Below are 25328 nucleotides of genomic sequence, written 5' to 3'. Positions count from 1 at the left end.
TGAAAGGTACGACCATGTTACGACGACTATGCAGTGGAACAACGCTGACGGTTGCGATTTGCACAACTCCCCTTACCGTACACGCAGACGATGCTGCCGATGCCGCCCTCATCGAGGCACAATATGAAATTGAATCTGACGGCGCGGATCGCATTCGTGTTGCAGGCCAGTTACGGACGCTCACCCAACAAGTCGCCGCAGCGTCCTGTGCTTTGTCGACAGATATCAGCATCGACGAGGCGCATGACGTGCTTGAACACGCGACCCAACAGTTCGATCAATATATCGTTGCGCTGCGCGACGGCGACGACACCCTGCACATTCTGCATCCAGAAACCCGCCGCCGCACGTTAGAAGACATCGCACATGTCGCTGCGGAATGGGACACCATCCACGGCGCGGTAGATTCCATTTTGCTTGATGGGCATGATACGGAAAGCGCGCATCTCATTGATGACCACAACCTTGAACTTCTAGAGCTGACAACCGTTCTTGCGTCAGATATCACAGGCCAATACAGCCACCCCTATGAGATCACCGCCGCGGACGCGATGATGATTGAAATCGCTGGTCGCCAACGCATGCTAACCCAAAAAATGGCCAAAGATGCCTGCGAAATCTGGGCGGGCTACCATGCAGACGCTGCCCGCGAAGATCTTGCACAGACTGTTGAGGTTTTTGAAAACTCGTTGAACGCGCTGCGGTATGGGCTTCCTGCGGCGGGCCTCCAAGAAGCGCCAAATGACAAAATTCGTGATGATCTTGATCAACTGATCGCGCGTTGGGAAACGATTAAGATCAACGAACAGACGTTGATCGAAGGCGGCACACTGACCGACGATCAAAAGGCGGCCGTCTTTCATGACCTCGAAGTCGAACTGGCTGAGCTAGACCACCTTCTTGATGATTACAAAGCATACGCTGAGCGCACCCACAAACGTTAGTCGCGAAGAAAAATACGGCCCCGCCAATACGCGGGGCCGCTCATTTACAAATCAAACGTCGCAAGGACGGGGGCGTGGTCGCTTGGGCGGTCCCATCCGCGCGCATCGCGCATCACACGGCTGGAATGTGCCGCGTTTTGGATATCAGCCGTGGCCCAAATGTGATCGAGGCGCCGACCCTTGTCAGCCGCATCCCAATCCTTGGCGCGATAAGACCACCAACTATACAGCTTACCATCCGGGATATCGTTCCGGGTCACATCGGCCCAGTCACCTGCAGCCATCACGTCGGCGAAATGTTCGACCTCGATTGGTGTGTGGCTCACGACCTTCAATAGTTTTTTGTGATCCCAAACATCGTCTTCGCGCGGCGCGATGTTTAGATCACCCACGAGGATCGATTTTTCAGGCTTGGACGCTTGGAACGCGTCACGCATATCGGTCAGGTAATCTAGCTTCTGGCCAAATTTTTCATTCACCTCACGGTCCGCGACGTCGCCACCCGCAGGGACATAGTGGTTGTGGATCGTGACACCGTTTTCTAGCCGTCCTGCAATGTGGCGAGCATGGCCAAGCTGGGCAAAATCCTCTGCACCGGCCTCAACCATCGGAATTTTGGAAAAAATCGCGACACCGTTGTAACCCTTTTGGCCACGCGCAACCATATGCGTATATCCAAGCGCCTGAAACTGCGCCAAGGGGATCTTATCGACCGGGCTTTTGCATTCCTGCAAACAAAGCACATCCGGCGCTTCTTCCCCCATTAGCTTTGCAACGATGTCTTCGCGCAAACGCACCGAGTTGATGTTCCAAGTCGCCAAAGTAAAGGCCATGCTGTTTCGCTTTCAATAGAGTGTTGCGCACCATTTGTGGCGCGCATTCTTAAGGTGATCAACCAATTTGGCTTAAACACCAAGCGCGGCAACCGGCTGCACCCGCCCGACAGTCAGACCACGCCAGTTTTTGAGCGTCGGTGTCATGCGCGCGATTGCCGACGGGTGATTTGGGTCTAGCACACCAAGTGACACCAATATTGCAGCGATCACGCATTCGCTGGCACGTGTCGCCCCGTCGCGAATTTTCAACGCCACACCGATCCGTTTTTCGGGGATGATTGCCACAAACACACCGTCCGCCCCGGTTTTAATCGCAGCGCGCCCATTCATAGCGCGCATAAGATCGGTGCAGGCCCGCGTTTCACCGGCAACTAGTTCAGGATAGGCCATCATCGCTTCGCGCAATTTCACTGCGGCCGTGCTGCGCAAGTCTGACCGTTCATGAGCGCTCGCAAAAAACGCCATCGCGCGCGCGAGCCCGTGCACCGTGCAAGCATGATTCGGTGCCGAACATCCGTCGATGCCATAAGTTGGGCTGGTTTCTTCGGTTGTTTCTTCAAACGCAGCTTTACCTGCCTGCTGTACAGGGTGGTCAATTTTTTCATAATCAGCGCCTCCGCCAAGGTGCTTGTTCAGCGTCAGAAAACCGGCGTGTTTACCGGAACAATTATTGTGGATTTGGCAGGGCTCTGAATGGGCGCGGATCAGCGCATAGCGGGCATCCTTATCGGCTGGCGTCTGTGGCCCACAGCGAAAATCAGCATCGCTGAACCCCAAATCATCCAGCCACGCGCCAACGCGATCAGTGTGAATTGCGGCCCCTTGGTGCGATGCGCACGACAGGGCAAGCTGCTCTTGCGTCAGATGTGCACCTGCGCCGCTTTCCAGCAGAGGCAGGGCCTGGATCATCTTACACGACGATCTTGGAAAAATTTGCGCGCTTGGATCCCCCCAAGCGTTCACAATTTCGCCAGCTTCATCACAAATCACCGCATGCCCCTGATGCACACATTCCAGCAACTCACCGCGCCAAACTTCAACCAGATCAACAGGATTTGCCATTCTTTTGCCTTTTTGGATTGTAAATGTAGACGCGATTGCGCGCGCATTGCCGTTTTGGGGGCTTTCCCCTAGGCGGGTTTTTTTGTTAAAGCTAACGCTATCGGGTAAATACAGGTCCTACCAGCCAAAAAGATGTATCTTTGCGGCAAAGGAATCAGCGGACCGACAAGAGGCAAAGACAGCTTGGAGGCTGCGAAATGAATTTAAATATTGCACGCGTGTTTGGCGTTGTTGCGGCGTTGGCTTGCGCCACCACGGCGACCGCACAAGACTCAAGTGAAAATCGCGTTGCGGCCAATACAGATTGGGCCGTCTACGTTGAAGCTGACCCAAAAGAATGCTGGGCCGTTTCGGCACCCGTAAACACGAATAACACACGCGACGGCCAACCGGTTACAGTGCGCCGCGGCGAAATCCAGATGATCGTATTCTACCGCCCATCTGAGAGCGTGACCGGCCAAGTAATGTTTGCAGGCGGTTATCCATTTGCAAGCGGGTCAACCGTTTCGGTGCAAGTCGGCGACACCACCCTTGAGATGTTTACCGAAGGTGAATTTGCTTGGCCTGCCAGCGCCGAAGATGACGCGAAATTTGTTGCCGCAATGAAACGTGGCGCCGATGCTATTGTCACAGGCCGTTCTGGCCGCGGCACACAGACCCAAGACACCTTTAGCCTGCTCGGCTTTACCGCCGCCGTTGACGAAGCCGCATCGCAATGCGCTGGCTAACGATTTTGTTGCCTCTGTGGTAACGTTCTATTTCCCACGGGCTGCTTTTCTTGTGAAAGCGGCCCGTTTCTTTTATAGGCAGCGCTTACACCCTTTTCGGAGCACACAATGGACGCCAAGGCCCCCATCACCCAGGACGTTATGACGATCCCGCGCAAACTGCCTGATAGTCTACCGAACCTGATCGGCCTGACGCGCCCGGCCTTGCGTGATGCGTTGATCGCCGTCGGCACGAAAGAAAAGCAAGCCAAGATGCGTGCAGGACAGATTTGGCAATGGCTCTATCATTGGGGTGTGCGCGACTTTGATCAGATGACCAACCTGTCCAAAGACTACCGCGCGATGCTTGCCGAGAATTTCGTCATTCAATTGCCCGAGGTCGTAACCCGCCAAATATCTGAGGATGGCACCCGCAAGTACCTCGTGCGGATCGCAGGTGGCCACGAGGTTGAGGTCGTCTACATCCCCGAAACCGACCGCGGCACGCTGTGTATCTCAAGCCAAGTGGGCTGCACGTTAACTTGTTCTTTCTGCCACACAGGCACGCAAAAACTTGTCCGCAACCTGACCGCAGGCGAGATTATTGGCCAAGTCATGTTGGCGCGCGATGATCTCGGCGAATGGCCCGAACAAGGTGCCCGCAACGAGGCCGCGCCACGTCTTTTGTCGAACATCGTGCTGATGGGCATGGGTGAGCCGCTCTATAATTTTGAAAACGTACGCGACGCGATGAAGATCGCGCTTGATCCCGAAGGGATCGCCCTGTCACGCCGTCGTATTACCCTTTCAACATCCGGCGTCGTCCCCGAAATTGCCCGTACCGCCGAAGAGATCGGCTGTCAGCTTGCAGTGTCCTTCCATGCCACCACGGATGAAGTGCGCGACACATTGGTGCCCATCAACAAACGCTGGCCAATTGCAGATTTGCTCGATGCGCTGCGCGTTTATCCCAAAGCATCAAATTCAGAACGGATTACCTTCGAATATGTCATGCTAGACGGGGTGAATGATTCTGACGAAGACGCGCACCGGTTGGTAGAATTGATCAAAGGTATCCCAGCCAAGATCAACCTGATCCCCTTCAACGAATGGCCCGGCGCGCCCTACAAACGGTCGTCTAACAACCGTATCCGTGCGTTTTCTGATATCGTCTATAACGCGGGCTATTCTTCGCCAGTACGTAAACCGCGCGGCGAAGACATCATGGCTGCTTGTGGTCAGTTAAAATCAGCCACCGAGCGGGCGCGAAAAAGCCGTGCAGAAATCGCAAAAGATGCTGGCGTTTAACGAACTCTTCATCCTGTTTCGTTAAGCATAACGCATGAAACATCTTGTTATCGATTTACCGCCGGAACTTCATGACGCGCTCGAACATATGGCCGGGCGCAATGAAATTGTCATTGGAAATATTATTCGTGATGCACTACGCAATGACTTACGCCAACGCGCCGCGATATTGACGGAACGGGCGCACCAAACAGCGCAATTATCAAGCTAGTCGACGCGCCAGCGCCAAGCAAATCGGCGCAGGCGCATTCTTTTAAGCCAGCAGCGCGCGTGCCTCGTCAGGTGACAAGGCCGCGGGGCGTTCACAGGTGGTCGTCATATCGACGAACCGACGTTCTTCGCCCGCCTTCAAGATGCTCGTCATCACGTCAACCGCATGCAGTGCCACATCGATATTGCAGCGATGCGGGCGATCTTCGGCGATGGCTGTCGCCATATCTGCAAGCCCTGCACAACGATAGTTAGCGCGGGTTTCTTCATAGTTCGCCACGCTAAACGGGTGGTCCCACGGTGCAACCGTGACGATGTCTTTGTCTTCGCCGCTGATTTCCACGTCGCCGCCAAAAAAGTTCGGATCCGGGAGGAAGATGGACCCGTTTTCGCCGTACAACTCCATATGGTCGTGACGATGCGACCAGACATCCCAGCTTGCGCCTAAGGTCACGACAGCGCCGTTTTCGAATTCAAGCAAAGCTTGAATATCTGTCGGTGTTTCCACCTTCAGCACTTCACCATTGCGGTCCCCGTTGCTGATGGTGCGCGTCGCGAATGTTGATTTCGCGAGCGCTGCGACCGATTTCACTGGCCCGATCAATTGGATCAGATTGGTGATGTAATAAGGGCCCATATCCAACACCGGACCACCGCCGGGTTTGAAGAAAAAGTCAGGGTTCGGGTGCCAGGCTTCCATACCATGGCCCATCACATGGCAGGTGCCGCCAATGATGCGCCCAACCTTGCCTGCGTCAATTTGTGCGCGCGCCAGTTGATGCGAGCCGCCAAGAAACGTATCCGGCGCGGAGCCAATACGCAGGCCCTTTGAGGCCGCCAAATCGCGTAGCTCTTTACCTTCCTCCAAGGTCAGCACCAATGGTTTTTCGGAATAGGCGTGCTTGCCCGCTTCTATGATCTGTTTGGTTACAGCGAAATGTACATCTGGGATCGTGAGGTTCACGATCACATCGATATCCCCCGCCAAAAGCAGATCAGCAACAGTTTCAGCGCGCACGCCAAATTCTGCGGCCCGTGCTTTGGCCGCGTCCATGTTGATATCCGCGACCGCCCTTACATCAAGCGATTTAAACAGCGGGGCCAGTTTAAGATAAGAGGTCGAAATATTACCGCATCCAATGATGCCAACGCCAAGCTTAGTCATGAAAGAACCTCCTAGAATTTCTGGATCGCAGCCAAGCTGCGGCTTGCAAACCGTGCATGGTCTTTAGGGTTATCGTGTTCGACAACATAGTGATCTACGCCCGTTTCTTGCAGCGCGGCATGAATCGCCGCCCAATCTTGAACACCGTGGCCGACATCGGCCCAGCCGTCTTCGTCAGCGTTTTCACCAGCCCGTGCAATATCTTTGATATGCGCCGCCGTGATGCGGCCCGCGTATTTCTGAATCCACGCGACCGGATCAAGCCCCGCGCGCGCGACCCAACCAAGGTCGAGTTCAAACATCAATTCGCTTGACGCCGCCGCGATAATATCAAGCGGTAGCTCACCCGTTTCTGTCGCCACAAATTCAAAGTCATGATTGTGCCAACCAAAGACAAGATCTGCGTCTTGAAACGGCTTACCAGCCTCGGCCAAACGTGTCCCAAACGCGGCCCAACCGGCGGCATCCACCGGGCGATCATCAGGCATCACAAAAGGGACGATAACCTTTTGAATCCCCAATTCCTTTGCGATGGCAATCGCTTTTGATGCGTCACCCTCGACCATATCCAGCCCAAAGTGACTGCTGGTCATTTTCAGGCCTGTCGCGTCAAGCCCCCCCTTTAGCCCATCGAGATCATCAAAAAGACCACCGAAACCTTCGACCTCTTTGAACCCCGTCGCAGAGAGCATTTGCAGCGTATCCCCCAACGGTGGAAAGTTCCGTGAGCAGTAGAGTTGGTAGGAAATCTGGGTCATTTTTTCTCTCCTTGATCAGGCGTATGTCGCGCTGTGCAAATCACGCAGCGTGAAGGTGGGTTTGTCTGCAGGATTGGTTGGCGTAAACTGCACAACCTTTGTTTGTCCGGGCAAAAGCGTAAACGCATTGTCGTCAAATCGCCCGGGTACGTCGGCCTCGACCGCGACGAACAATGCCAGCGTCTGCGCAGTAAGTGTGAGCGTATTGCCAGAGACATGGTGGGTCAGGTTTGGTGCCTGCAGATCGTAGTCTTTGTATGGTTTGGGTGCGAATGTATCGCTTCCTGCCGTGCCATCCGCAGTTTCCCATGCATAATGCAGCATTTCATCGGGCTTCAGGTCTGCGCCCGCGATTGTCAGCACGTCTACTGCCGATGTTTCGACAGATGCACCACCCGCGCCCAATGCGCGCAGATTGCCCGCCATATCAACTGCCGAAACGGTGACAGACACATCGCAGGCGTCGGGCGCATCGTTGACCGCGCGGATCACATAATCCGCGTCAACAGGCACAGCCGTGACCAAGACAGGAGCGTAGAATGCGCGCGCCATATGGTGCATAAGCTTCCAGTCACCGCCATGATCCAGTGATGCCCACGAACAGACAGGCCATGTATCATTGAGCTGCCAAATCAACGTGCCCATGCAGCGCGGTTTCAGGCTACGCCAATGTGTGACGGCTGTCTTGATCGCAAGGCCCTGTTGGACTTGGGACATATAGACGAAGTCGTCAAAATGCTTGGGCCAACGGAAATAGCGGAACATGGTTTCCGCGATCCGCGCGTTGCCGCCTGCGTTCTTTTGGTGGCTTTCAAGCACGGGTGCCGCGATATTCTGGTCGGCCTCGCCTGCGAATTTGCGCACGGCATTCATCGACGGATAGCTTTGAAATCCGAACTCGGAACAGAACCGTGGGCCGACATCGCGGTAGTGGTCAAAGTCGCGGCCTTCGTGCCAGACCGACCAGAAATGCATATCGCCCGATCCGTCATAATGCCAAGCATCGCCGAAATTCATTGGCCCGGGAGACGGCGATGACGGCCACCAGATCGCGGTCGGATCGACCTCAAGCAGTTGCGTTTCGATTGCCCGGTTCAGCCGGTCATAATTCACCAGATAGCGATCGCGGTCGTTGATGCTACAGTCGTACCATCCCAGCGCGCCAATCAGTTCATTGTCGCCGCACCAGATCGCGATGCTCGCATGATGATGCATCCGCGCGACGTTATCCGTGACTTCGGCCCGGACCTCGGCCAGATAGGCATTGTCAGATGGGTAAAGGTTGCAAGCGAACATAAAGTCCTGCCAAACCAATAGGCCCATTTCATCGCAAGCCTCATAGAACGACGTAGGCTCATACCGCCCGCCGCCCCAAATGCGGACCATGTTCATATTGGCGTCGACGGCCGATTGCAGCAGGTCGCGTGTTTTTTCATCGGTGATTTGACCGGGCAGCGCGTCTGCGGGAATCCAATTGGCCCCTTTGCAGAATACATCGCGGCCGTTGATCCGGAATTTGAACCCAAGGCCAATATCATCGGTCTCGGTGATCAGCTGCAAGTCACGTAAACCTATGCGGCGCTGCGTCTTTGCCGCGCCCGCCGTGACGGTCAAATCATAAAGCGGCTGGTCACCTTGACCGACGGGCCACCAAAGGTCTGGATTCTCAATCAAGATGCTTAACGCGCAGACGCCATTGACCGCCTGCCCCGTCACGGTTTGCCCCGCAATGGTCGCCACGACCTCGCCATTGTGATTGGCGGTATAGGCGGTCACGCCTAGGGTCACCGCACCATCCGTGTGGGCTTGCGTGATCGCGAGCCGATCAATCCGTGCCGCCGGTGACGGTTCTATCGCCAACTGGCCATAGATACCAAATGGCGCGAGCGCGATGTTCCAATCCCAGCCAAAATCACAGGCGGGTTTGCGCAGGAAGTTCCCGTTCGGGATCGGGCAGTTTGCACTGATCGGCAGCTCAAACGGATGCGCGGCCTGTTTTTGACCACCTGCCACCACGGGCGAATGAAAGGTGATGCTGATTGTGTTTGCCCCGATGCGTGCAACATGTGACAGCGGCACCCGGAAAGTCCGAAACGCATTTTCAGCGGTCAGGATGACTTGATCATTGACGCGCACGGTTACGACCGTGTCGACCTCTGACAGCACCAAATCTATATCGATTTCGGTGGCATCGAAATTGCGCGTGACCGTCCAGTCGCGTTCGCAGATCCATCGCAAATCATATTCGTTGCGGCCCCAATAAGGGTCAGCAATCAATCCAGCCTCTCGCAGGGCTGTAATACCGTCAGTCGGCAGATGCATTGCGCAGGTATAGGTGCCACTGTAATCAGACAGCGCCCATTCACCCGCCAAACTTAGCTGTGTCACAGGCGATCCTCGGTTGCCTTGTCAAACAAAGACGCGCGCGCGGGATCGATCCCAATTGCCAATGCCTCGCCCGCGTGAACACGCGCTTGACCATCCATCCGGATACGGAAACTGTGCTGGCCAAGTTTGGCGTAAACCAACGTGTCAGAGCCCATCGGTTCAACCAGATCGACATCTGCTTCAAATTGCAGCGGCGCATTGCGCACCAGCTCACCGGTCACAACATGTTCAGGACGGATCCCGATAATGGCCGGGCGATCGGCAGTCTGCGGCGCTGCAAAATCATATCCAGTCATCGGCAAGGTCATGTCGTCAACCATGAACGCGCCACCTTCCAAATTTCCCTCTAGAAAATTCATGGACGGGCTACCAATAAAATCCGCAACATAAAGATTACGCGGTTGGTTATAGATTTCATCTGGGGTGCCAAGCTGCATAATCTTACCGCCCTTCATCACAGCGATCCGGTCAGCCAAAGTCATCGCCTCAACCTGATCGTGGGTCACGTAAACCATCGTGTTTTGTAGCTGGTTGTGCAGGCGCTTTAACTCCACCCGCAGATCAACACGCAACTTGGCGTCAAGGTTCGACAAAGGTTCATCGAACAAAAAGACATCCACATCGCGCACCAGCGCGCGGCCAATCGCAACACGCTGACGTTGCCCACCCGACAGGGCACCGGGCTTACGATCAAGCAGTGCTTCGATTTGCAGGATTTCGGCGGCCCGTGCGACACGTTTTTCGATCTCGGCTTTTGGAACACGCGCGTTTTTCAATCCAAACGACAGGTTCCCTTTGACGGTCATCTGTGGGTATAGCGCGTAAGACTGGAACACCATGCCGATGCCGCGCTCGGATGGTTCTGCCCAGGTGACGTTCTTGCCTTTGATAAAAATCTGGCCATCTGTGACCTCAAGAAGGCCAGCGATGCAGTTCAACAGTGTTGATTTCCCGCACCCCGAAGAGCCCAGCAGCACAAGGAATTCGCCGGTCCCAATATTTAGGTTTAGGTCTTGCAGCACCTTAACGGCGCCAAAGGACAGGTCGAGGTTCTTGATTTCGATTGAGTTAGTCATAATTTATCAGCCTTTGACAGCGCCGGCAGCGATGCCGCGTACGAAAAGTTTTCCAGACACAAAGTAGATGGTCAGCGGAACAAGCCCGGTCAGCAATGTCGCCGCCATGTTCACATTGTACTCTTTGACGCCTTGTACGGAGTTCACGATGTTATTGAGTTGTACCGTCATCGGATAAAGGTCCGGCCCAGTGAAGCTTGCACCAAACAAGAAGTCATTCCAAATGCCGGTCACCTGAATGATCAATGAAACAACGAAAATGGGCAGCGACATCGGCAGCATAATCTTAAAGAAGATTGCCCAGAAACCTGCGCCATCAACACGTGCCGCTTTGAACAATTCTTCGGGAATAGAGGCAAAGTAGTTGCGGAATAGAAGTGTATTGATCGGCATGCCAAAGGCGACGTGCACCAAAACCAACCCCGTAAGAGACCCGTAAAGCCCTGCCTCGCGCAGCAAGATCACAATGGGGTAAAGCATGACTTGGTATGGAATGAACGCGCCGATCATCAAGATGCCAAAGAAAACTTCGGACCCTTTGAATTTCCACATCGACAGCGCGTAACCGTTCACACTGGCCACCGCGACCGAGAGAATGAGTGACGGGATCAAGATACGCACAGAGTTCCAGAACCCGCGTGATAGCCCATCACAGTTGATCCCGGTACAGGCCTGCGACCACGCCTTGACCCAAGGTTCAAATGTGACTTCCATCGGCGGCGCAAAAATATTGCCCATCCGGATTTCAGGCATCCCCTTCAGCGAGGTTACGACCATCACATAAAGCGGGAGCGCGTAATACAGCGCAAAAATGAACAGCGTGCCGTAGACCATGATATTGCCACGGGTCATGCGACGTTTTGGTTTGGGCCCGCGTGGACCAGCGGCAAGGGCGGCAGGTGCAGCCATCGTGTCGGAATTAGCCACGCTTCTTCCCTCCGAATTCAAGAATTGCCCAAGGGACAAGAATAATCACCACACTGACAAGCATCATGGTGGATGCCGCAAAGCCTTGGCCAAGGTTTTGACCGCCGAACATCGCGGTCATCACATACATCGCAGGCACCTGAGAGCTGAGCCCCGGACCGCCAGATGTCTGTGCGACAACAAGGTCATAAAGCTTCACAATTCCCGACCCGATCAACACCAGCGATGTCACGAATACCGGGCGCATCATGGGAATAATCACTCGGATATAGGTCTTAACGGTGCCGATGCCGTCAACACGGGCGGCTTTCCAGATATCTTCATCAATGCCACGCAACCCAGCGAGCATAATACACATGATCAGCCCGGTGCCTTGCCAAAGGCCCGCAATCAACAGACCGAACATCACCAATGAAGAGTTGTTAAGCGGATCGAACGTAAAGGCTTCCCAGCCCATCCCACGGACCACGCTTTGCAGACCCAGATCGGGGTTCAAAATCCACTGCCAGATTAGGCCCGTCACAATGAAAGACAGGGCGAAAGGGTAGAGGAAGATTGTGCGCAAGGCGCCCTCGCCACGGACTTTGCGGTCAAGCAAAGCGGCAAGCGTGAACCCGATAACAAGCGTTAAAATCAGCGAACAAATACCATAAATGGCAAGGTTTTCGATTGAGACCAGCCATTTACGGCTGTTCCATAGGCGCTCATATTGATCGAGGCCAACCCATTTTAGACGGGGAAGAAGACCCGAACCAGTAAAGGAATAGACGATCGTCCAAACTGTGCCCCCAACAAAAATGACAAGTGCGGTAAAGACCATCGGCAGCGCCGCAATCTTGGACGCCATGTTCTTGAATAATCGTGTGGGTTTTTTGGTTGGGCCAGCCTGCCCGGCATCTGTGGCTTCGGAAAGCGCCATCTATTCCTCCCTAGAATCCTCTGGCTAGACTGTAACACAGGCCCCCCGAACGGAGGGCCTGTACACGTTTAGCAGTAGCGCGCTTAATCAGCGTCAGCGATGATGTCTGCGTAGGCAGATTGAACCTCAGCAGGCGTCATGGAAGGCGTGTTCCAGAACTCTGTCAGCAAATCGTTCAGCTGTGTCACTGTGTCTGGTGAAAGAACAGCGGCACCATCAGGAAGCAAGTTGCCAGCAGCCAAAAGATCAAGACCTTTTTGCGTACAATCGTTCACTGTTGTCAGGTCAACATCACCACGAATTGGCAAAGAACCTTTCGCAGAGTTAAAGGACACCTGAACAGGTGGTGACAGCAGCAATGCAGCCAGTTCTTTTTGTGCAGCGGTGATTTCTTCATCGTCTACAACAGGGAAGTAGAACGCATCGCCGCCAGTTGACAGAACGGCAACTTCACCCAAGCCCGGCAGGCATGTGTAGTCTTCACCAGCAACTTCGCCAGCAACAGCGAATTCGCCTTGCGCCCAGTCACCCATGATCTGCGCACCGGCAGTGTCATTGATCACAGCAGCCGTTGCTTGGTTCCAGTCCTGCACATTCAGGCCAACAGCCAATTCACGTGCAGCGCCAAATGCTTCGAATACGCGTGCGTAGTCTGCGCCAGCGGCAACTTCAGCGTCTTTGTCACGGTTTACAGCCAACCACGCGTCGGTGCCTGCAAGCGCAACTGACATCACGCCAAACGCACCGTTTTGCTGCCAAGACTGGCCGCCCATCGCAAGAGGAGTGATACCAGCGGCCTCAAGATCACCAGCAGTTGCCGCAAATTCTGTCCAGCTTTGTGGTACAGGAATGCCCGCTTTTTCATATGCGCCGTTCGACAACCACATCCACTGCCAAGAGTGAATATTTACTGGCGCACAATAAATGCGGCCATCAACGGTACAAGCATCCAACAAGTTCGATGGGTTTACGATTTCGGCCCAGCCTTCGGCTTCGGCAACATCTGTAAGATCCAAAAGAAGACCAGCTTCGATCAGTTCTTCAGCCTGGCGACCATGGTTAAACTGGAACGCTGCGGGCGGATCGCCACCGATGATACGGCTCACCATGATCGGGCGGGCTGTGTCGCCGCCGCCGGCGATTGCGCCGTCAACCCAAGTGTTGCCTGTCGCATCCCATGCTTCGGCAAATTTCGAAACAGCCGCAGCTTCGCCGCCGGATGTCCACCAGTGCATAACCTCCAATTCGACCGCTGACGCGGAAGATGCACTGACGATAGCGGAGAACGCCATCAATTTTGTTGTCAGTTTCACGATTCTCTCCTCCCTGGTTCTAAATCGTTGTAGGAAAGCCTATATCGTTTTAGATTGACCTAGCAAGCGAAAATAAGACATTGTCTATAGGAGGCGTGGTTAGTATTGGTAACGACCTGTGTTTAAACGGTTTTAGGACCAGTCCAGAAGTTTCATTGGGGATTTTTCAAAAACGGACTGCCTAAGAAATACGAGGAGGAGGCCCATCATGTCACCAAAAAAAGCGCCGACCACGACGGTCGCAGAGGCACGTTCCGCGACAGGAAAGCCGACGCTTAAGACAATCGCCCGGATCAGCGGGCTGGCCGTACCGACGGTCTCTCGCGCGCTCAATGATGCGCCTGATATTGGGGCTGAAACCAAAAAACTCATTCGCAAGATTGCCAAAGAAGTCGGCTACATCCCCAACCGTGCTGGCGTGCGTTTACGGACGGGCCGCACGAACGTCATTAGCCTTGTGATGTCGACAGAGCACGACATGATGAGCCACACTGCCCGGCTCATTTCATCCGTGGCCGGGGGATTGCGCGACACCCCTTTTCATTTGGTCGTGACCCCGTTTTTCCCCGACCAAGACCCGATGGAGCCTGTCCGCTATATTGTCGAAACCGGCTCTGCGGATGCTGTCATCATCAACCAAGTACAGCCGCAAGACCCGCGCATCGCCTATTTGATGGAAAAGCATTTTCCATTCGCGACACACGGACGTTCCGATTGGGCCGAACGCCACCCGTATTATGATTTCGACAACAGCGCATTTGGCGAACTGGCCGTGCATGAACTAGCGGGTCGCGGCCGCAAGAACGTGCTGTTGATCGCGCCGCCCGCCGCCCATGCTTATGCACAACACATGATATACGGCACCCGTAAAGGTGCCGCTGAATGTGGGATCAACGTTATGCTCGCGGACCCGGTTACCAGCGACACACAGATCGATGATATCGTCGACTATGTCGTCACAACGCTGCGCACACACCCCGAAATTGACGCGATCATGACGGCATCGACATCTTCGGCGATGGCCGCTGTTGCAGGGCTAGAAAAGACGGGCGCAAAGGTTGGTCGCGAGATTGACGTGTCAACGAAAGAGGCCGTTCCGTTCTTGAAACTGTTCCGCGCCGACATCCTGACGACCACTGAAAAAGTAGGGGCCGCAGGTGAATTTTTGGCGCGTGCCGCGATCCAAGCGATCAGATCGCCGCTCACCACGCCCATGCAGCACTTGGAAGTGCCGTCAGCCCAAGACAGCTAGCGCTGCGATAATATCGGGCACGGGTTGATCGATAGACACGCGCATCGCGGGCGTTTGCGGCACCTCAAGCGCAGCAAACTGACTGTCGAGCAGACTGGTCGGCATATAGTGATTTTCGCGCGCAGTCATACGGGCCGACACAACATCATAAGGTGCGTCCAGATAGGCGATCTGCAAACCCGGAATCGCAGCACGCAGATGATCGCGGTAACTGCGTTTAAGCGCAGAACATGCAAACACCGTGACATGATCCGCCCGCGACGCATTCACCGCCGCCCCCAAAATATCAAGCCACGGCCACCGCATGTCATCGGTCAACGGATGCCCTGCGGCCATATGGTCAACGTTGCTTTGCGGATGATAGTCATCACCATCCAGATACACACCGCCCAGCGCATCAGCTAAACCCTGCGCGATGGTGGATTTGCCAGCGCCCGACACGCCCATAACCATTATTGCTTTGTGCATATACTAGCGCCCGGGAATGACGCCGCGCTTTTCGCCTTTGCCTTCCCAACTATCAATGGCCGCAACGGCCTGTTCAGCCGTATCAACAAATTGGAACAGGTCCAAATCATCCGCAGAAATTGTGCCCGCATCTGACAGCGCGCCCCAATTGATGATCTTTTCCCAAAATTCTTTGCCAAACAGCAAAAATGGCACCCGCGCCATGCGGCCTGTTTGGATCAGGGTCAATGCCTCGAACATTTCGTCTAAGGTGCCAAAGCCGCCCGGAAATACGCAAACCGCCGACGCACGCATCAGGAAATGCATTTTACGGATCGCGAAATAGTGGAAGTTGAAACACAATTCGGGTGTCACATATTCGTTGGGCGCTTGCTCATGCGGTAGCACAATGTTCAGGCCGATAGATTTACCGCCAGCCTCCAATGCGCCGCGGTTGCCCGCTTCCATGACACCGGGGCCACCGCCCGTGACGATCACGTCTTCAGTGCCGCCTGTCTTCAACGATCGCTCAGTCATGATGCGCGCGAATTCTTGGGCTTGCGCGTAATACTCCGACAGGTCGGCCAGCGTTTGGGTGCGGGCGCTTTGTTTATTGGCGGGCGATGGTATCCGTGCACCACCAAACAAAACAATCGTCGAATCGATCCCTGCTTCGTCCATCAAGAGCTCGGGCTTCAGCAGCTCTAATTGCAGACGCACGGGCCGCAGTTCTTCGCGGCACAAAAAATCTTCGTCGGCAAAGGCCAGCGCATAAGATGGCGCGCGCGTTTGCGGCGTATCTGGAATATGTGTCGCCGCCTCGCGGTCTTGCGAACTGTGGCGGAGTGGGTGGCGGCGATCGTCGGTCATACTGCGTTTCCTCGCATTGCGCTTTTAGGCTTTTCCGGTCTATAGCCCATGGCAACACGTGACCACAAGAAACCGGAGACCCCGATGTCAAATGCCGCCCTTGAGACCGCAATCGAAGCCGCGTGGGATGCCCGCGATACGATTACACCCGCAACAACGGGTGAAACCCGCGAAGCTATCGAAGATACGCTGAATGCTTTGGATAGCGGCAGCCTGCGTGTTGCTGAAAAGCAAGACGATGGCAGCTGGCATGTCAACCAATGGGCCAAGAAAGCGGTTTTGCTTGGCTTCCGCATCAAAGATATGGAATTCCAATCTGGTGGCCCGCAAGGCTCCGGCTGGTGGGATAAGGTCGACAGCAAATTCGCAGGCTGGGGCGACGAAGAATTTGGCGCCGCTGGCTTTCGCGCTGTGCCAAATGCCATCGTCCGCAAATCCGCCTACGTCGCCCCAGGCGTTGTGCTGATGCCGTCATTTGTGAACCTCGGTGCCTATGTCGATTCTGGCACGATGGTTGATACATGGGCGACTGTTGGGTCATGCGCGCAAATCGGCAAGAACGTGCACCTGTCTGGCGGCGTTGGCATCGGCGGTGTTCTAGAGCCCATGCAGGCTGGTCCAACCATCATCGAAGACAACTGCTTCATCGGTGCACGTTCTGAGGTTGTCGAAGGCTGTATCGTCCGCGAAGGTGCCGTTCTGGGCATGGGCGTGTTTATCGGCCAATCCACCAAGATCGTTGACCGCGAAACAGGCGAAGTCATGTACGGCGAAGTACCGCCCTATTCCGTTGTTGTTGCGGGAACCATGCCCTCCAAGAATGGCGTGAACCTCTATTGTGCTGTGATCGTGAAACGCGTTGACGCAAAGACCCGGTCAAAGACTGGCATCAACGAATTGCTGCGCGACTAAATGCTGATCAGCCGCACAGTTGCACGTAAACGCATCGCCGCGGGGCATCGCCCCACGCGGCGGGCGGCATGGCTACTTGTGTTGGCGGACGCGGTCATTATCGGCCTGCTTCTGGCAGCGCTTTGGATGCCCGCAGTGACAGTGACCTACGTCATGCATATGTCCTTGATCTGGACCATTCTATTCTTGATGGTTGTGATCTATGTGCCCGCGCAAATCGTGTTGATCATATCAACACTTTGGGCAGTCAAATCCCGCTGGGAAGAGGAAGATCCCCAATGACCAAGAAAGAAAGCCGTCAAAAGGTATACACGCTTTTGGTCGAGGTCGGACGCAGCGGCAACGACGGGCTTCCTGAAGGGGCCTCTGGCGCGGCGCTGATGTGCTATGCCAGTGGCGTTGACGAGGCCGAAGCTGTGCGTGAAACGGTCGCGATCCTCAAGCAAGCTGACCTCGCCCCGCTGGATGTTTCCGGCTACGGCACGTTGGATGAACGGATCACAGAAGGCCATGACATCTCTGATGATGAAAAAGACCTGATGGCCCGTGCGCTGGCCGAAAACAGCGTGATCGTCGCGCAGATGACGCCGTTTTTTGACAAGGCCTAAAGCACGCGAATAGGTTACTGTTCCGCAGCGAACAGCCCATCGTCAAAGGTCGCCGTACCCACGTTTCCTTCGACCAGACCGGCGACCGCCGCGCCATCCGTACCATCGAAAGTCAGGAAATCGCCGTCAAGCAGCAGGGTGGTATCAAAAGGTACAGAACCGTTTGTCAGGCTACCGTCAAGCGTCGCAGTCAGCTGTGGTTTAGTACCGGTGGCACCGGCATCGACAATACCCGAACCCGAAAGCGATCCTTCGTATGCTCCGTCTGTTTCATGGAAAAAGTCGGTGGCGCTTCCCGCTACAGACGCATCTCCGAAATTGACGTTCATCGTCACTGTGCCGGTCAAGGTCGCGCCATCAATGTCACCCCTGATAAAACCGTCATAGGCGACCGATCCGCTTGACAAGGCAGCCCCCGCCGTCACTGGCGCATTCAAATCGCCATTGCCTTCAATATAGGTTCCAATTGTTACCACCGCGTCTGCATCGATTTGATCAAACGAACTGTAAGACGACGTCGCTTCGTCATCTGATCCGGACCCACCGCAGGCCGCTAGCGCAAGCACAAGGGACACGACAAACGTTCGCTTAGTGCAAGTTCCAAAAATAGTATTCATGTGCTGTGTCATCCAAGCGCTTAGAGGGAAATAAAGTCGTCGGCAGTGATTTCGAGGAAATCAACATCGCGTAGAATAAGGCGGTCATCGCCCATTTCGATTAATGTATCGCCGTTGCGATAGTTACTGATTGTCAGTTCATCAAACGTGACACCTTGAAGGCCAATCTGATCGACGTCATTGGTAAAATCATAGACAATATCCAACCCGGTGCCCTGTGCGAACACGAACGTATCGGCGCCTTCGCCACCCGCAAGCCGGTCACCACCTTCACCGCCCGCAATGACATCATCGCCACCTGCGCCATAGACGATGTCATCACCGTCAGAGCCTGCAAAAACCAAATCAACCGCATCAGATTCGGCAACATCCGATGGTGTCTCGATGTGCAAGGTGACCTCGGGCGTGGTGTCATCCAATATGATCACATAGCCATCATCGTCATTTTCCGCCAAAATGGTCTCGCCCCCGGTCACTGCATCCAAGGCCACATCAAGCGCCGCGTTTCCGGCCACGACGATCGGATCAACGTCGTCGCCTTCTAACACGCCCAAGACAGCATCGATCACGCCAACCGCGCCGTATTCTTCAGCTAAACTGCCCTCGACGGTTTGCAGATCTTCAAATGTGACGCCCAAACCGTGCGACCCGTTGACAAAATAGTCGTCGACATAGAAGTCGCCGGTCGGGTCATCGTTTTGAAGTTGCAGGTTCCCATTGGCTTCGCCTGGCGTGGTTGCGTTATTTACAAAGATATTACCTTCGTTCACGCCGCCATCAACAACATCGATATAGGTGGATTTGTTAGTTCCCGGAATGTTGAGAACTGTGTTGTTGATCACGGTCACGTTGTCGCCGAATTCAACAGTAATTCCACGGGTTTGGCCCGAGTAGATGACATTCCCCTCGATCAGAACGTTCGTATAGTTCACATCAAACAGGCTAATGCCCTGAATATTGTTGACGTTGCCGGCCAGCAGGATGTTATTTCGGATCTCGATATCTGTTGAGTCCGCGCCTTGCCCCTGAATGAAATCAACATGATCACCCGCCTCGGGGAAAACGTTGCCGTATTCGATGTTCCCTTCAAGCAAAAGGCCATCGATGCCCGCAAATTTGATGCCGTCATTGCCAAGATAATCAAGCGCGCTGTCCACGACCGATACATCCTCGCTCCCATTCAAAAGCATGCCGATTTTGACATCATGGATATAGTTATTGTTCAACGTAACATCCGAGGAATCATCGACATGAACGCCGTAAGCCCCAGTATAAACACCATCAACCGACCCGTTGATTTCCATATTGGTCAGTGTGATGCTCTGACTTCCATCCGATATTTTGACAAAAGATCCGCCCGCGCCGCCATCGCTGGTACCGTCAACATGCACACCATCAATCGTGACATTGGTCGCGCCCGTCAGTTTTAAGCTCTCAAAGACGGCACCACCGAGATCGGCAGATTGGATGGTAACGGTGTCCGAAAAATTGGCGGTAATTGCGACAGATCCATAGTTGCCTGCGGCCAAAATGATAACATCCCCGGCGCTGGCGCTGCTCAACGCTGCGTTTAGCTCTGCGCTAGTAGCTACATATACGTCCAAAGTCCCACTCCTAGATCGTTATAGGTGCGCGCGATTGCGAACTAGCACCGTATTTTCAATTAGCAATTCCCCCCCGCGCATACGAAAGTCGATTTTAATTGCACAGAGACCCAAAAAACGGCAAATCTTCGCCAGAAACCGCGTGCTATTGGCGGTTTACAACCGATCCAACGGCTCTATTTTAAGCACTCAGGACAAGGAACGCCGCTATGACAATGGATCCTATTGCACTCACCGCTGATCTGATCCGCTGCCCGTCTGTCACCCCAGCCGAAGGCGGCGCGCTGGTGCTTTTGGAAAAGCTGCTCTCGGAGGCTGGTTTTAGCTGTACCCGCGTGGATCGTGGCGGCATCGCAAATCTTTATGCACGCTGGGGCCGTCAAGGTGCCAATCGGACGTTTGGTTTTAACGGCCATACTGATGTGGTCCCGCTTGGGAACCGCGATGATTGGACGGTTGATCCCTTTGGTGCTGAAATCAAAGATGGGTTTATGTATGGGCGTGGTGCCACGGATATGAAATCCGGCGTAGCTGCTTTTGCCGCCGCCGCGATTGATTTCGTAACCGATACGCCACCTGATGGGGCGGTTGTCATGGCCATCACCGGCGATGAAGAAGCCGACGCGCTTGACGGCACGACCGCCCTGCTGGATTGGATGGCCTCCAATAATGAAACCATGTCAGTGTGCCTCGTCGGCGAACCCACCTGCCCCAATGAAATGGGCGAGGCGATGAAAATCGGGCGGCGCGGGTCACTGACAGCGTGGTTCACTGTGCGCGGTGAACAAGGGCATTCGGCCTATCCGCACCGCGCCAATAACCCGCTCCCCGCGATGGCCCGTCTGGTTGATCGACTGTCATCACATGAATTGGACCAAGGTACGGATCACTTTGATCCCTCTACGCTGGCCGTGGTCACGATCGACACAGGCAACCCCGCCACAAACGTTATCCCCGCCAGCTGCACTGCCGCCGTCAATGTACGTTTCAATGATGCGCATTCCAGCCAGTCGATCATCGACTGGTTCGAAACTGAGGTCGCGCAGATCAAAGATACCTTTGGGGTAGAGGTCGACACCAGAGTCAAAGTGTCCGGCGAAAGCTTTGTCACACCACCAGGCGAATTATCCGATCTGGTCGCAAACGCCGTGGCCACTGAAACCGGGCGTACGCCTGAACTGTCGACGTCAGGTGGCACGTCCGACGCGCGCTTTGTCAAAAATCATTGCCCCGTGGTCGAATTTGGGCTGGTCGGCAAAACCATGCACCAAGTGGATGAGCGCGTCGCGGTCGGCCAAATCGGCCAGCTCAAATCCATCTATGCCCGTATCCTGACGGATTACTTTGCATGATCGCGGTTGTCGCGGATTACGCCCCTTGCATCGCACTACGCCGTGCAGTGTTCATGGGCGAACAGGGTATTTCCGAAGCGGAAGAAATGGATGATCTCGACGATCAGGCCGTTCACCTGTTGGCTACTGTCGACGGGCGGCCTGTTGGCACGGCCCGGATACTGTTCGCAGGGACAACCGGTAAAATCGGCCGCATCTGCGTGCTGGCCGATCAGCGTGGCACCGGGCTTGGTGCAAAGCTGGTCTTGGCCGCGCTGGATCACTTACGCACTCAGCCAACAATCACCGACGCCCAGCTTAGCGCCCAAGATCACGCCATCGGCTTTTATGAAAAGTTGGGGTTCGTCGCCCAAGGTCCGTTCTATGATGACGCAGGCATCCCGCATAAAGACATGGTGCGCCCGCTATCAAATTGATCAGTTCCGAACCATGAACCGCGGGTTCACCTCGCCTTTGAAACAACGTGGGAAATACGGGTAGCTGTCTGTCGCGAAATACGTGTAGGTGCCATTGACCATACCACCATTACATTCATCCAATGTGCCGCTTTGCGCCATATAGATGAAATCTTCTTCAAAGCTGCCGTCATAGGCCCCGCCCGGCCCGCTGGGACGCACCCCTGATTTCAGCCGCCATGATGACGTCGCTGTCGACGGGCTGTAGCGGATTTCAAATCCATCAGGTGCATAGCCAATCAATGTCCCATTTTGCCCGGCCAAAAGATCCGCTGACACGCCGTGATAATGATAAAGACCAGACTGATCGACATGGGCGTTTTGGTCATCCATACCAAGACTGCGCGGGTCGTGCATCGCCTGCTGACGCCAGCCGCTTGACGAATCACGGCTGAGCGAACGCCGTCCATCCGGATCGTAATAGCCCGCCGTATAGGGCCGGATCGGTACCCCGGTAACCGACACGCCGACCGTCATCAAATCTTCAGTAATATGCCCAGCCAGTTGCGGGTTTACGGGAAAGCAAAACGTCAATTCTTGTTCACGAAACGCATTGGGGTTCGCCCGGTTCGGAAACGCGCCCATATCGTGATTTGGTGCGCCATTTGACACGATGCAGGTCATGTCACCGCGGGTTTCTATATTGCTTTGATTGTCATGTGCGAGGGCTGCAACGGGCGCGAGCGTCACGATTAGCGCCGCTATTGGCAAATACTGCATTGGGTCATCCTCCTGGTTCGGTTCCCTCTATAACGCGTTCGCGCCCGACATCCGTCGAAATCAGGTTCGTATATTGCAACGATGGGTCGCTTGAGCGCCGCACACCCCGTGACGCCCCCCACCTTCCGTGCTAGGGCTGGCGGATGATACGTATCCCGTCCAAATCCGAGATCCTTGAATGGATCGCCCAGAACCCAACCAAAGCTGCCAAACGCGACATCGCCAAGGCCTTTGGGATCAAGGGTGCGGCCCGCATTGATCTGAAACGTTTGCTCAAAGAGCTTGAAGACGAAGGCAAGCTGACCAAGCGTCGGTCATCCTACCGTGATGCCGAAGATCTGCCGCCGGTGTCGGTATTAGAGATCACGGGCCCGGATGCCGATGGTGATCTGTTTGCGCGGCCTTTGGAATGGAAAGGCCAAGGCGCGGAACCTGTGATCTTGATGCTGTCGCGCGACAGTGACCCCGCCCTTGGAAAAGGCGACCGCATTTTGGGACGGCTCACCGTCGATAAATCCGAGCACCATTCGCACACGGCGCGCATGATCCGCCGGATTGGCAGCAACCCGCTGCGCATTTTGGGCGTGTTTCGTGCAGGATCCGAAGGGGGCCGCGTTGTGCCTGTCGATAAGGGCGCTGACAAGCAATGGACCGTCGCCGCAGGCGCCACCGGAGGCGCCAAAGACGGTGAATTGGTCGAAGCTGAGCAGGCCGGACCAAAGGGTCGCATGGGCCTGCCCAAGGCACGCATTGTTGCCCGATTGGGTGATCCAACTGCGCCGCGCGCGGTGTCCCTGATTGCGATCCATCAGCACGGCATCCCTGATCATTTCCCCGACGCCGTCGTCGCCGAAGCGGACGCCGCTAGCCCTGCGGGGCTCAAAGGGCGCAAAGACCTGCGCGACATGCCCTTGCTCACCATTGATCCTTGGGATGCCCGCGATCACGATGATGCCTGCTTTGTCGAAGCGGACCCTGACCCCAAGAACGCGGATGGGTTTGTGATCTGGGTCGCGATTGCGGATGTCGCCCATTACGTCACGCCCGGGTCAGAACTGGACATCGAAGCGCGCAAGCGCGGCAATTCCACCTATTTCCCTGACCGCGTTGTACCCATGCTGCCCGACCGCCTGTCAGGCGATCTATGTTCACTGCACGAAGGTGTTGAGCGCGCCTGTTTGGCCGTCGCCATGCACATCGACGCAGGCGGCAATATGATTGACCACGCGTTTCATCGCGGGCTGATGAAATCAGTTGCCTCATTGAATTACGAAGAGGTCCAAGACGCGATGGACGGCCGGGTGAACGACAAAGTCGCGCCGTTGATGGATGATATTATTCGGCCGATCTATGCGGCTTACGACGCGCTGACCCGGGCGCGCGCGGAGCGTCAACCGCTTGAGCTGGACCTGCCCGAACGCCAGATCGTGCTGAGCGATGACGGCAAAGTCACTTCGGTGAATTTCAAAGAGCGGCTAGACGCACACCGCCTGATCGAAGAGTTCATGGTGCTGGCCAATGTCGCCGCCGCAGAAACGCTGATTGCAAAGAAATCGCCGCTCTTGTTCCGGGTCCATGAAGAACCCAATTCCGATAAGCTGGACGCGCTGCGCGACGTAGCGCATTCTGCAGGGCTGGTCTTGGCCAAAGGGCAAGTGCTGAAAACCGCGCATTTGAACCGTCTTCTGGCCCAAGCCAAGGACACTGAAAACGCCGAACTGGTGAATATCGCGACCCTACGGTCGATGACGCAGGCCTATTATAACCCGGAAAACTTTGGGCATTTCGGGCTGGCGTTGCGCGCCTATGCGCATTTCACATCGCCGATCCGGCGCTACGCTGACCTGATCGTGCACCGTGCGTTGATTGCATCGCATGGCTGGGCGCAAGACGGGCTGAGCCCGTGGGACGTTGATCACCTGCCCGACACGGCCAAGCTGATTTCTGACACAGAGCGCCGTTCGATGGTCGCGGAACGCGATACAACGGATCGTTACCTTGCCGCGTTTTTATCAGATCGGATCGGCGCTGAAATGACCGGCCGCATCAGTGGCATCGCCAAATTCGGCGTCTTTGTGAAGCTCGATGAAACGGGCGCAGATGGGATGGTGCCGATCCGCAGCTTAGGCCGCGAGTATTTCCATTATGACGCCGAAAGCCAAACCTTGATGGGATCAGACACTGGGCTGATGATCAGCCTCGGGCAGCGCGTGACAGTCAAACTGGCCGAAGCGACCCCCATTACTGGCGGGTTGATCGTTGAATTGCTATCGATTGATGACCGCACAATGCCGCGCGGCCCCGTGCGTGGTCGCGGGAAACCTGTGCGGCGCAAAGCCGGATCCGCACGTAAGAAAGCCGCAAAAACGGCGCGCAAGGTCAAACGCACGCGACGCTAAAGATGATATGTCAGCGCGTGCCGGATCAACAGCCGTAGACGGTCTGGCACGACATCATCCGCTGTGGCAAATAGCACGGCACGATTTCCTTCAATCATATCGAGACCCGCAAATGTTTCTGCATATTTGCTGATCACAGTGGTCGCGCAATGCGCGTATATCGCGCAGCCCCCTGACTTTGGGACGCCGATCCGCAGCGTTGTCCCTGATTTGCTCGCGGCTGTCAGATAGGCAGGCTGCCCCCACTTCAATGTCTCATGCAGCGCGCCGACTGCGTTATTTTGCGCCGCCTCGTCGAAAATCAATCCGCGTAAGATCATCGCCGTTTCACGCGCGGCGATGGGGAACGCATCAAATGCGGCTTGCACCTTGGGATCGACAATCGGGTTCATCCGGTGATCCTAGCCCCCAAGCGCGGACCTGCCCAGAGCGCGTGCGCGCATTGCTGACCAAAACTGACATCTGGCGCAAAGGTGATT

At 55.2% G+C, this 25328-nt stretch carries 26 protein-coding genes; 11 read left to right on the top strand and 15 right to left on the bottom strand.

Annotated features, from left to right (window positions below; genetic code table 11):
* Nucleotides 1–14: 14 nt before the first annotated feature.
* Nucleotides 15–944, top strand: a complete 930-nt coding sequence (locus Yoon_RS13175; RefSeq protein ID WP_238112749.1) for a type IV pili methyl-accepting chemotaxis transducer N-terminal domain-containing protein — start codon at nucleotides 15–17, stop codon at nucleotides 942–944.
* A gap of 44 nt (nucleotides 945–988) precedes the next feature.
* On the opposite strand, the gene Yoon_RS13170 is transcribed toward Yoon_RS13175, so the two are convergent.
* Nucleotides 989–1777: an exodeoxyribonuclease III gene (locus Yoon_RS13170; protein WP_238112748.1), complete on the bottom strand. Its 789-nt coding sequence runs from the start codon at nucleotides 1775–1777 to the stop codon at nucleotides 989–991.
* A gap of 72 nt (nucleotides 1778–1849) precedes the next feature.
* The gene (locus Yoon_RS13165) at nucleotides 1850–2842 is read right to left on the bottom strand and encodes an asparaginase (protein ID WP_238112747.1); all 993 of its coding nucleotides are present in this window, start codon (nucleotides 2840–2842) and stop codon (nucleotides 1850–1852) included.
* Between the two features lie 197 nt (nucleotides 2843–3039).
* On the opposite strand from Yoon_RS13165, the gene Yoon_RS13160 reads away from it, so the two are divergent.
* From Yoon_RS13160 to Yoon_RS13150, 3 genes are all read left to right on the top strand, one after another.
* Nucleotides 3040–3570, top strand: coding sequence for an invasion associated locus B family protein (locus tag Yoon_RS13160; protein WP_238112746.1), 531 nt, complete (start codon nucleotides 3040–3042; stop codon nucleotides 3568–3570).
* Between the two features lie 108 nt (nucleotides 3571–3678).
* Entirely contained in the window at nucleotides 3679–4857 is a 1179-nt protein-coding gene (rlmN, locus tag Yoon_RS13155; protein WP_238112745.1) for a 23S rRNA (adenine(2503)-C(2))-methyltransferase RlmN, read from the top strand.
* 34 nt (nucleotides 4858–4891) lie between these two features.
* Nucleotides 4892–5068 (top strand): hypothetical protein, encoded by a 177-nt coding sequence (locus Yoon_RS13150; RefSeq protein WP_238112744.1) that lies wholly within the window; start codon nucleotides 4892–4894, stop codon nucleotides 5066–5068.
* 42 nt (nucleotides 5069–5110) lie between these two features.
* Here the strand turns inward: Yoon_RS13150 and Yoon_RS13145 are convergent, their stop codons facing one another.
* The 7 genes from Yoon_RS13145 to Yoon_RS13115 form a co-directional block, all read right to left on the bottom strand.
* Nucleotides 5111–6232, bottom strand: a complete 1122-nt coding sequence (locus Yoon_RS13145; protein WP_238112743.1) for a Gfo/Idh/MocA family protein — start codon at nucleotides 6230–6232, stop codon at nucleotides 5111–5113.
* A gap of 11 nt (nucleotides 6233–6243) precedes the next feature.
* Nucleotides 6244–6990 carry a sugar phosphate isomerase/epimerase gene (locus Yoon_RS13140; protein WP_238112742.1) on the bottom strand — a complete coding sequence of 249 codons (747 nt, stop codon included), beginning with the start codon at nucleotides 6988–6990 and terminating at the stop codon, nucleotides 6244–6246.
* A 15-nt stretch (nucleotides 6991–7005) separates the two neighbouring features.
* A complete protein-coding gene (locus Yoon_RS13135; protein ID WP_238112740.1) occupies nucleotides 7006–9378 on the bottom strand; it encodes a glycoside hydrolase family 2 protein in 2373 nt (790 codons plus the stop codon).
* Nucleotides 9375–10454 (bottom strand): ABC transporter ATP-binding protein, encoded by a 1080-nt coding sequence (locus tag Yoon_RS13130; protein WP_238112738.1) that lies wholly within the window; start codon nucleotides 10452–10454, stop codon nucleotides 9375–9377. Before Yoon_RS13130 ends, Yoon_RS13135 begins: the two co-directional genes overlap by 4 nt.
* Nucleotides 10455–10460: 6 nt before the next feature.
* A complete protein-coding gene (locus tag Yoon_RS13125) occupies nucleotides 10461–11363 on the bottom strand; it encodes a carbohydrate ABC transporter permease (RefSeq protein ID WP_238112950.1) in 903 nt (300 codons plus the stop codon).
* Nucleotides 11364–11373: 10 nt separating this feature from the next.
* Complete coding sequence (locus Yoon_RS13120; RefSeq protein WP_238112737.1) at nucleotides 11374–12300, bottom strand: carbohydrate ABC transporter permease; 927 nt, start codon at nucleotides 12298–12300, stop codon at nucleotides 11374–11376.
* Between the two features lie 83 nt (nucleotides 12301–12383).
* Nucleotides 12384–13613, bottom strand: coding sequence for an ABC transporter substrate-binding protein (locus Yoon_RS13115; protein ID WP_238112735.1), 1230 nt, complete (start codon nucleotides 13611–13613; stop codon nucleotides 12384–12386).
* Between the two features lie 208 nt (nucleotides 13614–13821).
* Between Yoon_RS13115 and Yoon_RS13110 the strand changes: the two genes are divergently transcribed.
* Nucleotides 13822–14865 carry a LacI family transcriptional regulator gene (locus Yoon_RS13110; protein ID WP_238112733.1) on the top strand — a complete coding sequence of 348 codons (1044 nt, stop codon included), beginning with the start codon at nucleotides 13822–13824 and terminating at the stop codon, nucleotides 14863–14865.
* Here the strand turns inward: Yoon_RS13110 and Yoon_RS13105 are convergent.
* Both Yoon_RS13105 and Yoon_RS13100 read right to left on the bottom strand, forming a co-directional pair.
* Nucleotides 14848–15333 (bottom strand): gluconokinase, encoded by a 486-nt coding sequence (locus tag Yoon_RS13105; RefSeq protein ID WP_238112731.1) that lies wholly within the window; start codon nucleotides 15331–15333, stop codon nucleotides 14848–14850. The genes Yoon_RS13110 and Yoon_RS13105 overlap by 18 nt on opposite strands.
* 3 nt (nucleotides 15334–15336) lie before the next feature.
* Entirely contained in the window at nucleotides 15337–16182 is an 846-nt protein-coding gene (locus tag Yoon_RS13100) for a TIGR00730 family Rossman fold protein (RefSeq protein WP_238112729.1), read from the bottom strand.
* An 84-nt stretch (nucleotides 16183–16266) separates the two neighbouring features.
* Between Yoon_RS13100 and dapD the strand changes: the two genes are divergently transcribed.
* The 3 genes from dapD to Yoon_RS13085 are packed head-to-tail and all read left to right on the top strand — an operon-like array spanning nucleotide 16267 to nucleotide 17702.
* A complete protein-coding gene (gene dapD / locus Yoon_RS13095) occupies nucleotides 16267–17094 on the top strand; it encodes a 2,3,4,5-tetrahydropyridine-2,6-dicarboxylate N-succinyltransferase (protein WP_238112727.1) in 828 nt (275 codons plus the stop codon).
* Nucleotides 17095–17376 (top strand): hypothetical protein, encoded by a 282-nt coding sequence (locus Yoon_RS13090; RefSeq protein ID WP_113777955.1) that lies wholly within the window; start codon nucleotides 17095–17097, stop codon nucleotides 17374–17376.
* Complete coding sequence (locus Yoon_RS13085) at nucleotides 17373–17702, top strand: hypothetical protein (RefSeq protein WP_238112725.1); 330 nt, start codon at nucleotides 17373–17375, stop codon at nucleotides 17700–17702. Before Yoon_RS13090 ends, Yoon_RS13085 begins: the two co-directional genes overlap by 4 nt.
* A gap of 14 nt (nucleotides 17703–17716) precedes the next feature.
* On the opposite strand, the gene Yoon_RS13080 is transcribed toward Yoon_RS13085, so the two are convergent.
* Both Yoon_RS13080 and Yoon_RS13075 read right to left on the bottom strand, forming a co-directional pair.
* Nucleotides 17717–18319, bottom strand: a complete 603-nt coding sequence (locus tag Yoon_RS13080; RefSeq protein ID WP_238112723.1) for a hypothetical protein — start codon at nucleotides 18317–18319, stop codon at nucleotides 17717–17719.
* 20 nt (nucleotides 18320–18339) lie between these two features.
* Entirely contained in the window at nucleotides 18340–19923 is a 1584-nt protein-coding gene (locus tag Yoon_RS13075) for a right-handed parallel beta-helix repeat-containing protein (RefSeq protein ID WP_238112720.1), read from the bottom strand.
* Between the two features lie 209 nt (nucleotides 19924–20132).
* On the opposite strand from Yoon_RS13075, the gene dapE reads away from it, so the two are divergent.
* Together dapE and Yoon_RS13065 are read left to right on the top strand one after the other, a co-directional pair.
* On the top strand, nucleotides 20133–21275 hold the full coding sequence (dapE, locus tag Yoon_RS13070) for a succinyl-diaminopimelate desuccinylase (protein ID WP_238112719.1): 1143 nt from the start codon (nucleotides 20133–20135) through the stop codon (nucleotides 21273–21275).
* The gene (locus Yoon_RS13065) at nucleotides 21272–21691 is read left to right on the top strand and encodes a GNAT family N-acetyltransferase (RefSeq protein ID WP_238112718.1); all 420 of its coding nucleotides are present in this window, start codon (nucleotides 21272–21274) and stop codon (nucleotides 21689–21691) included. The genes dapE and Yoon_RS13065 overlap by 4 nt, the downstream gene beginning before the upstream one ends.
* Here the strand turns inward: Yoon_RS13065 and Yoon_RS13060 are convergent, their stop codons facing one another.
* Nucleotides 21692–22450, bottom strand: coding sequence for a YHYH protein (locus Yoon_RS13060; protein ID WP_238112717.1), 759 nt, complete (start codon nucleotides 22448–22450; stop codon nucleotides 21692–21694). It lies immediately after the preceding gene.
* A gap of 143 nt (nucleotides 22451–22593) precedes the next feature.
* Here Yoon_RS13060 and rnr point away from each other — a divergent pair, with 143 nt between their 5' ends.
* Entirely contained in the window at nucleotides 22594–24849 is a 2256-nt protein-coding gene (gene rnr, locus Yoon_RS13055) for a ribonuclease R (RefSeq protein ID WP_238112716.1), read from the top strand.
* On the opposite strand, the gene Yoon_RS13050 is transcribed toward rnr, so the two are convergent.
* Nucleotides 24846–25241 (bottom strand): DUF1801 domain-containing protein, encoded by a 396-nt coding sequence (locus Yoon_RS13050; protein ID WP_238112715.1) that lies wholly within the window; start codon nucleotides 25239–25241, stop codon nucleotides 24846–24848. The genes rnr and Yoon_RS13050 overlap by 4 nt on opposite strands.
* Nucleotides 25242–25328: the final 87 nt, after the last annotated feature.

Source organism: Yoonia sp. I 8.24 (assembly GCF_022096995.1).
GTDB lineage: Bacteria > Pseudomonadota > Alphaproteobacteria > Rhodobacterales > Rhodobacteraceae > Yoonia.
This window is presented reverse-complemented; position numbering and strand designations above follow the sequence as displayed.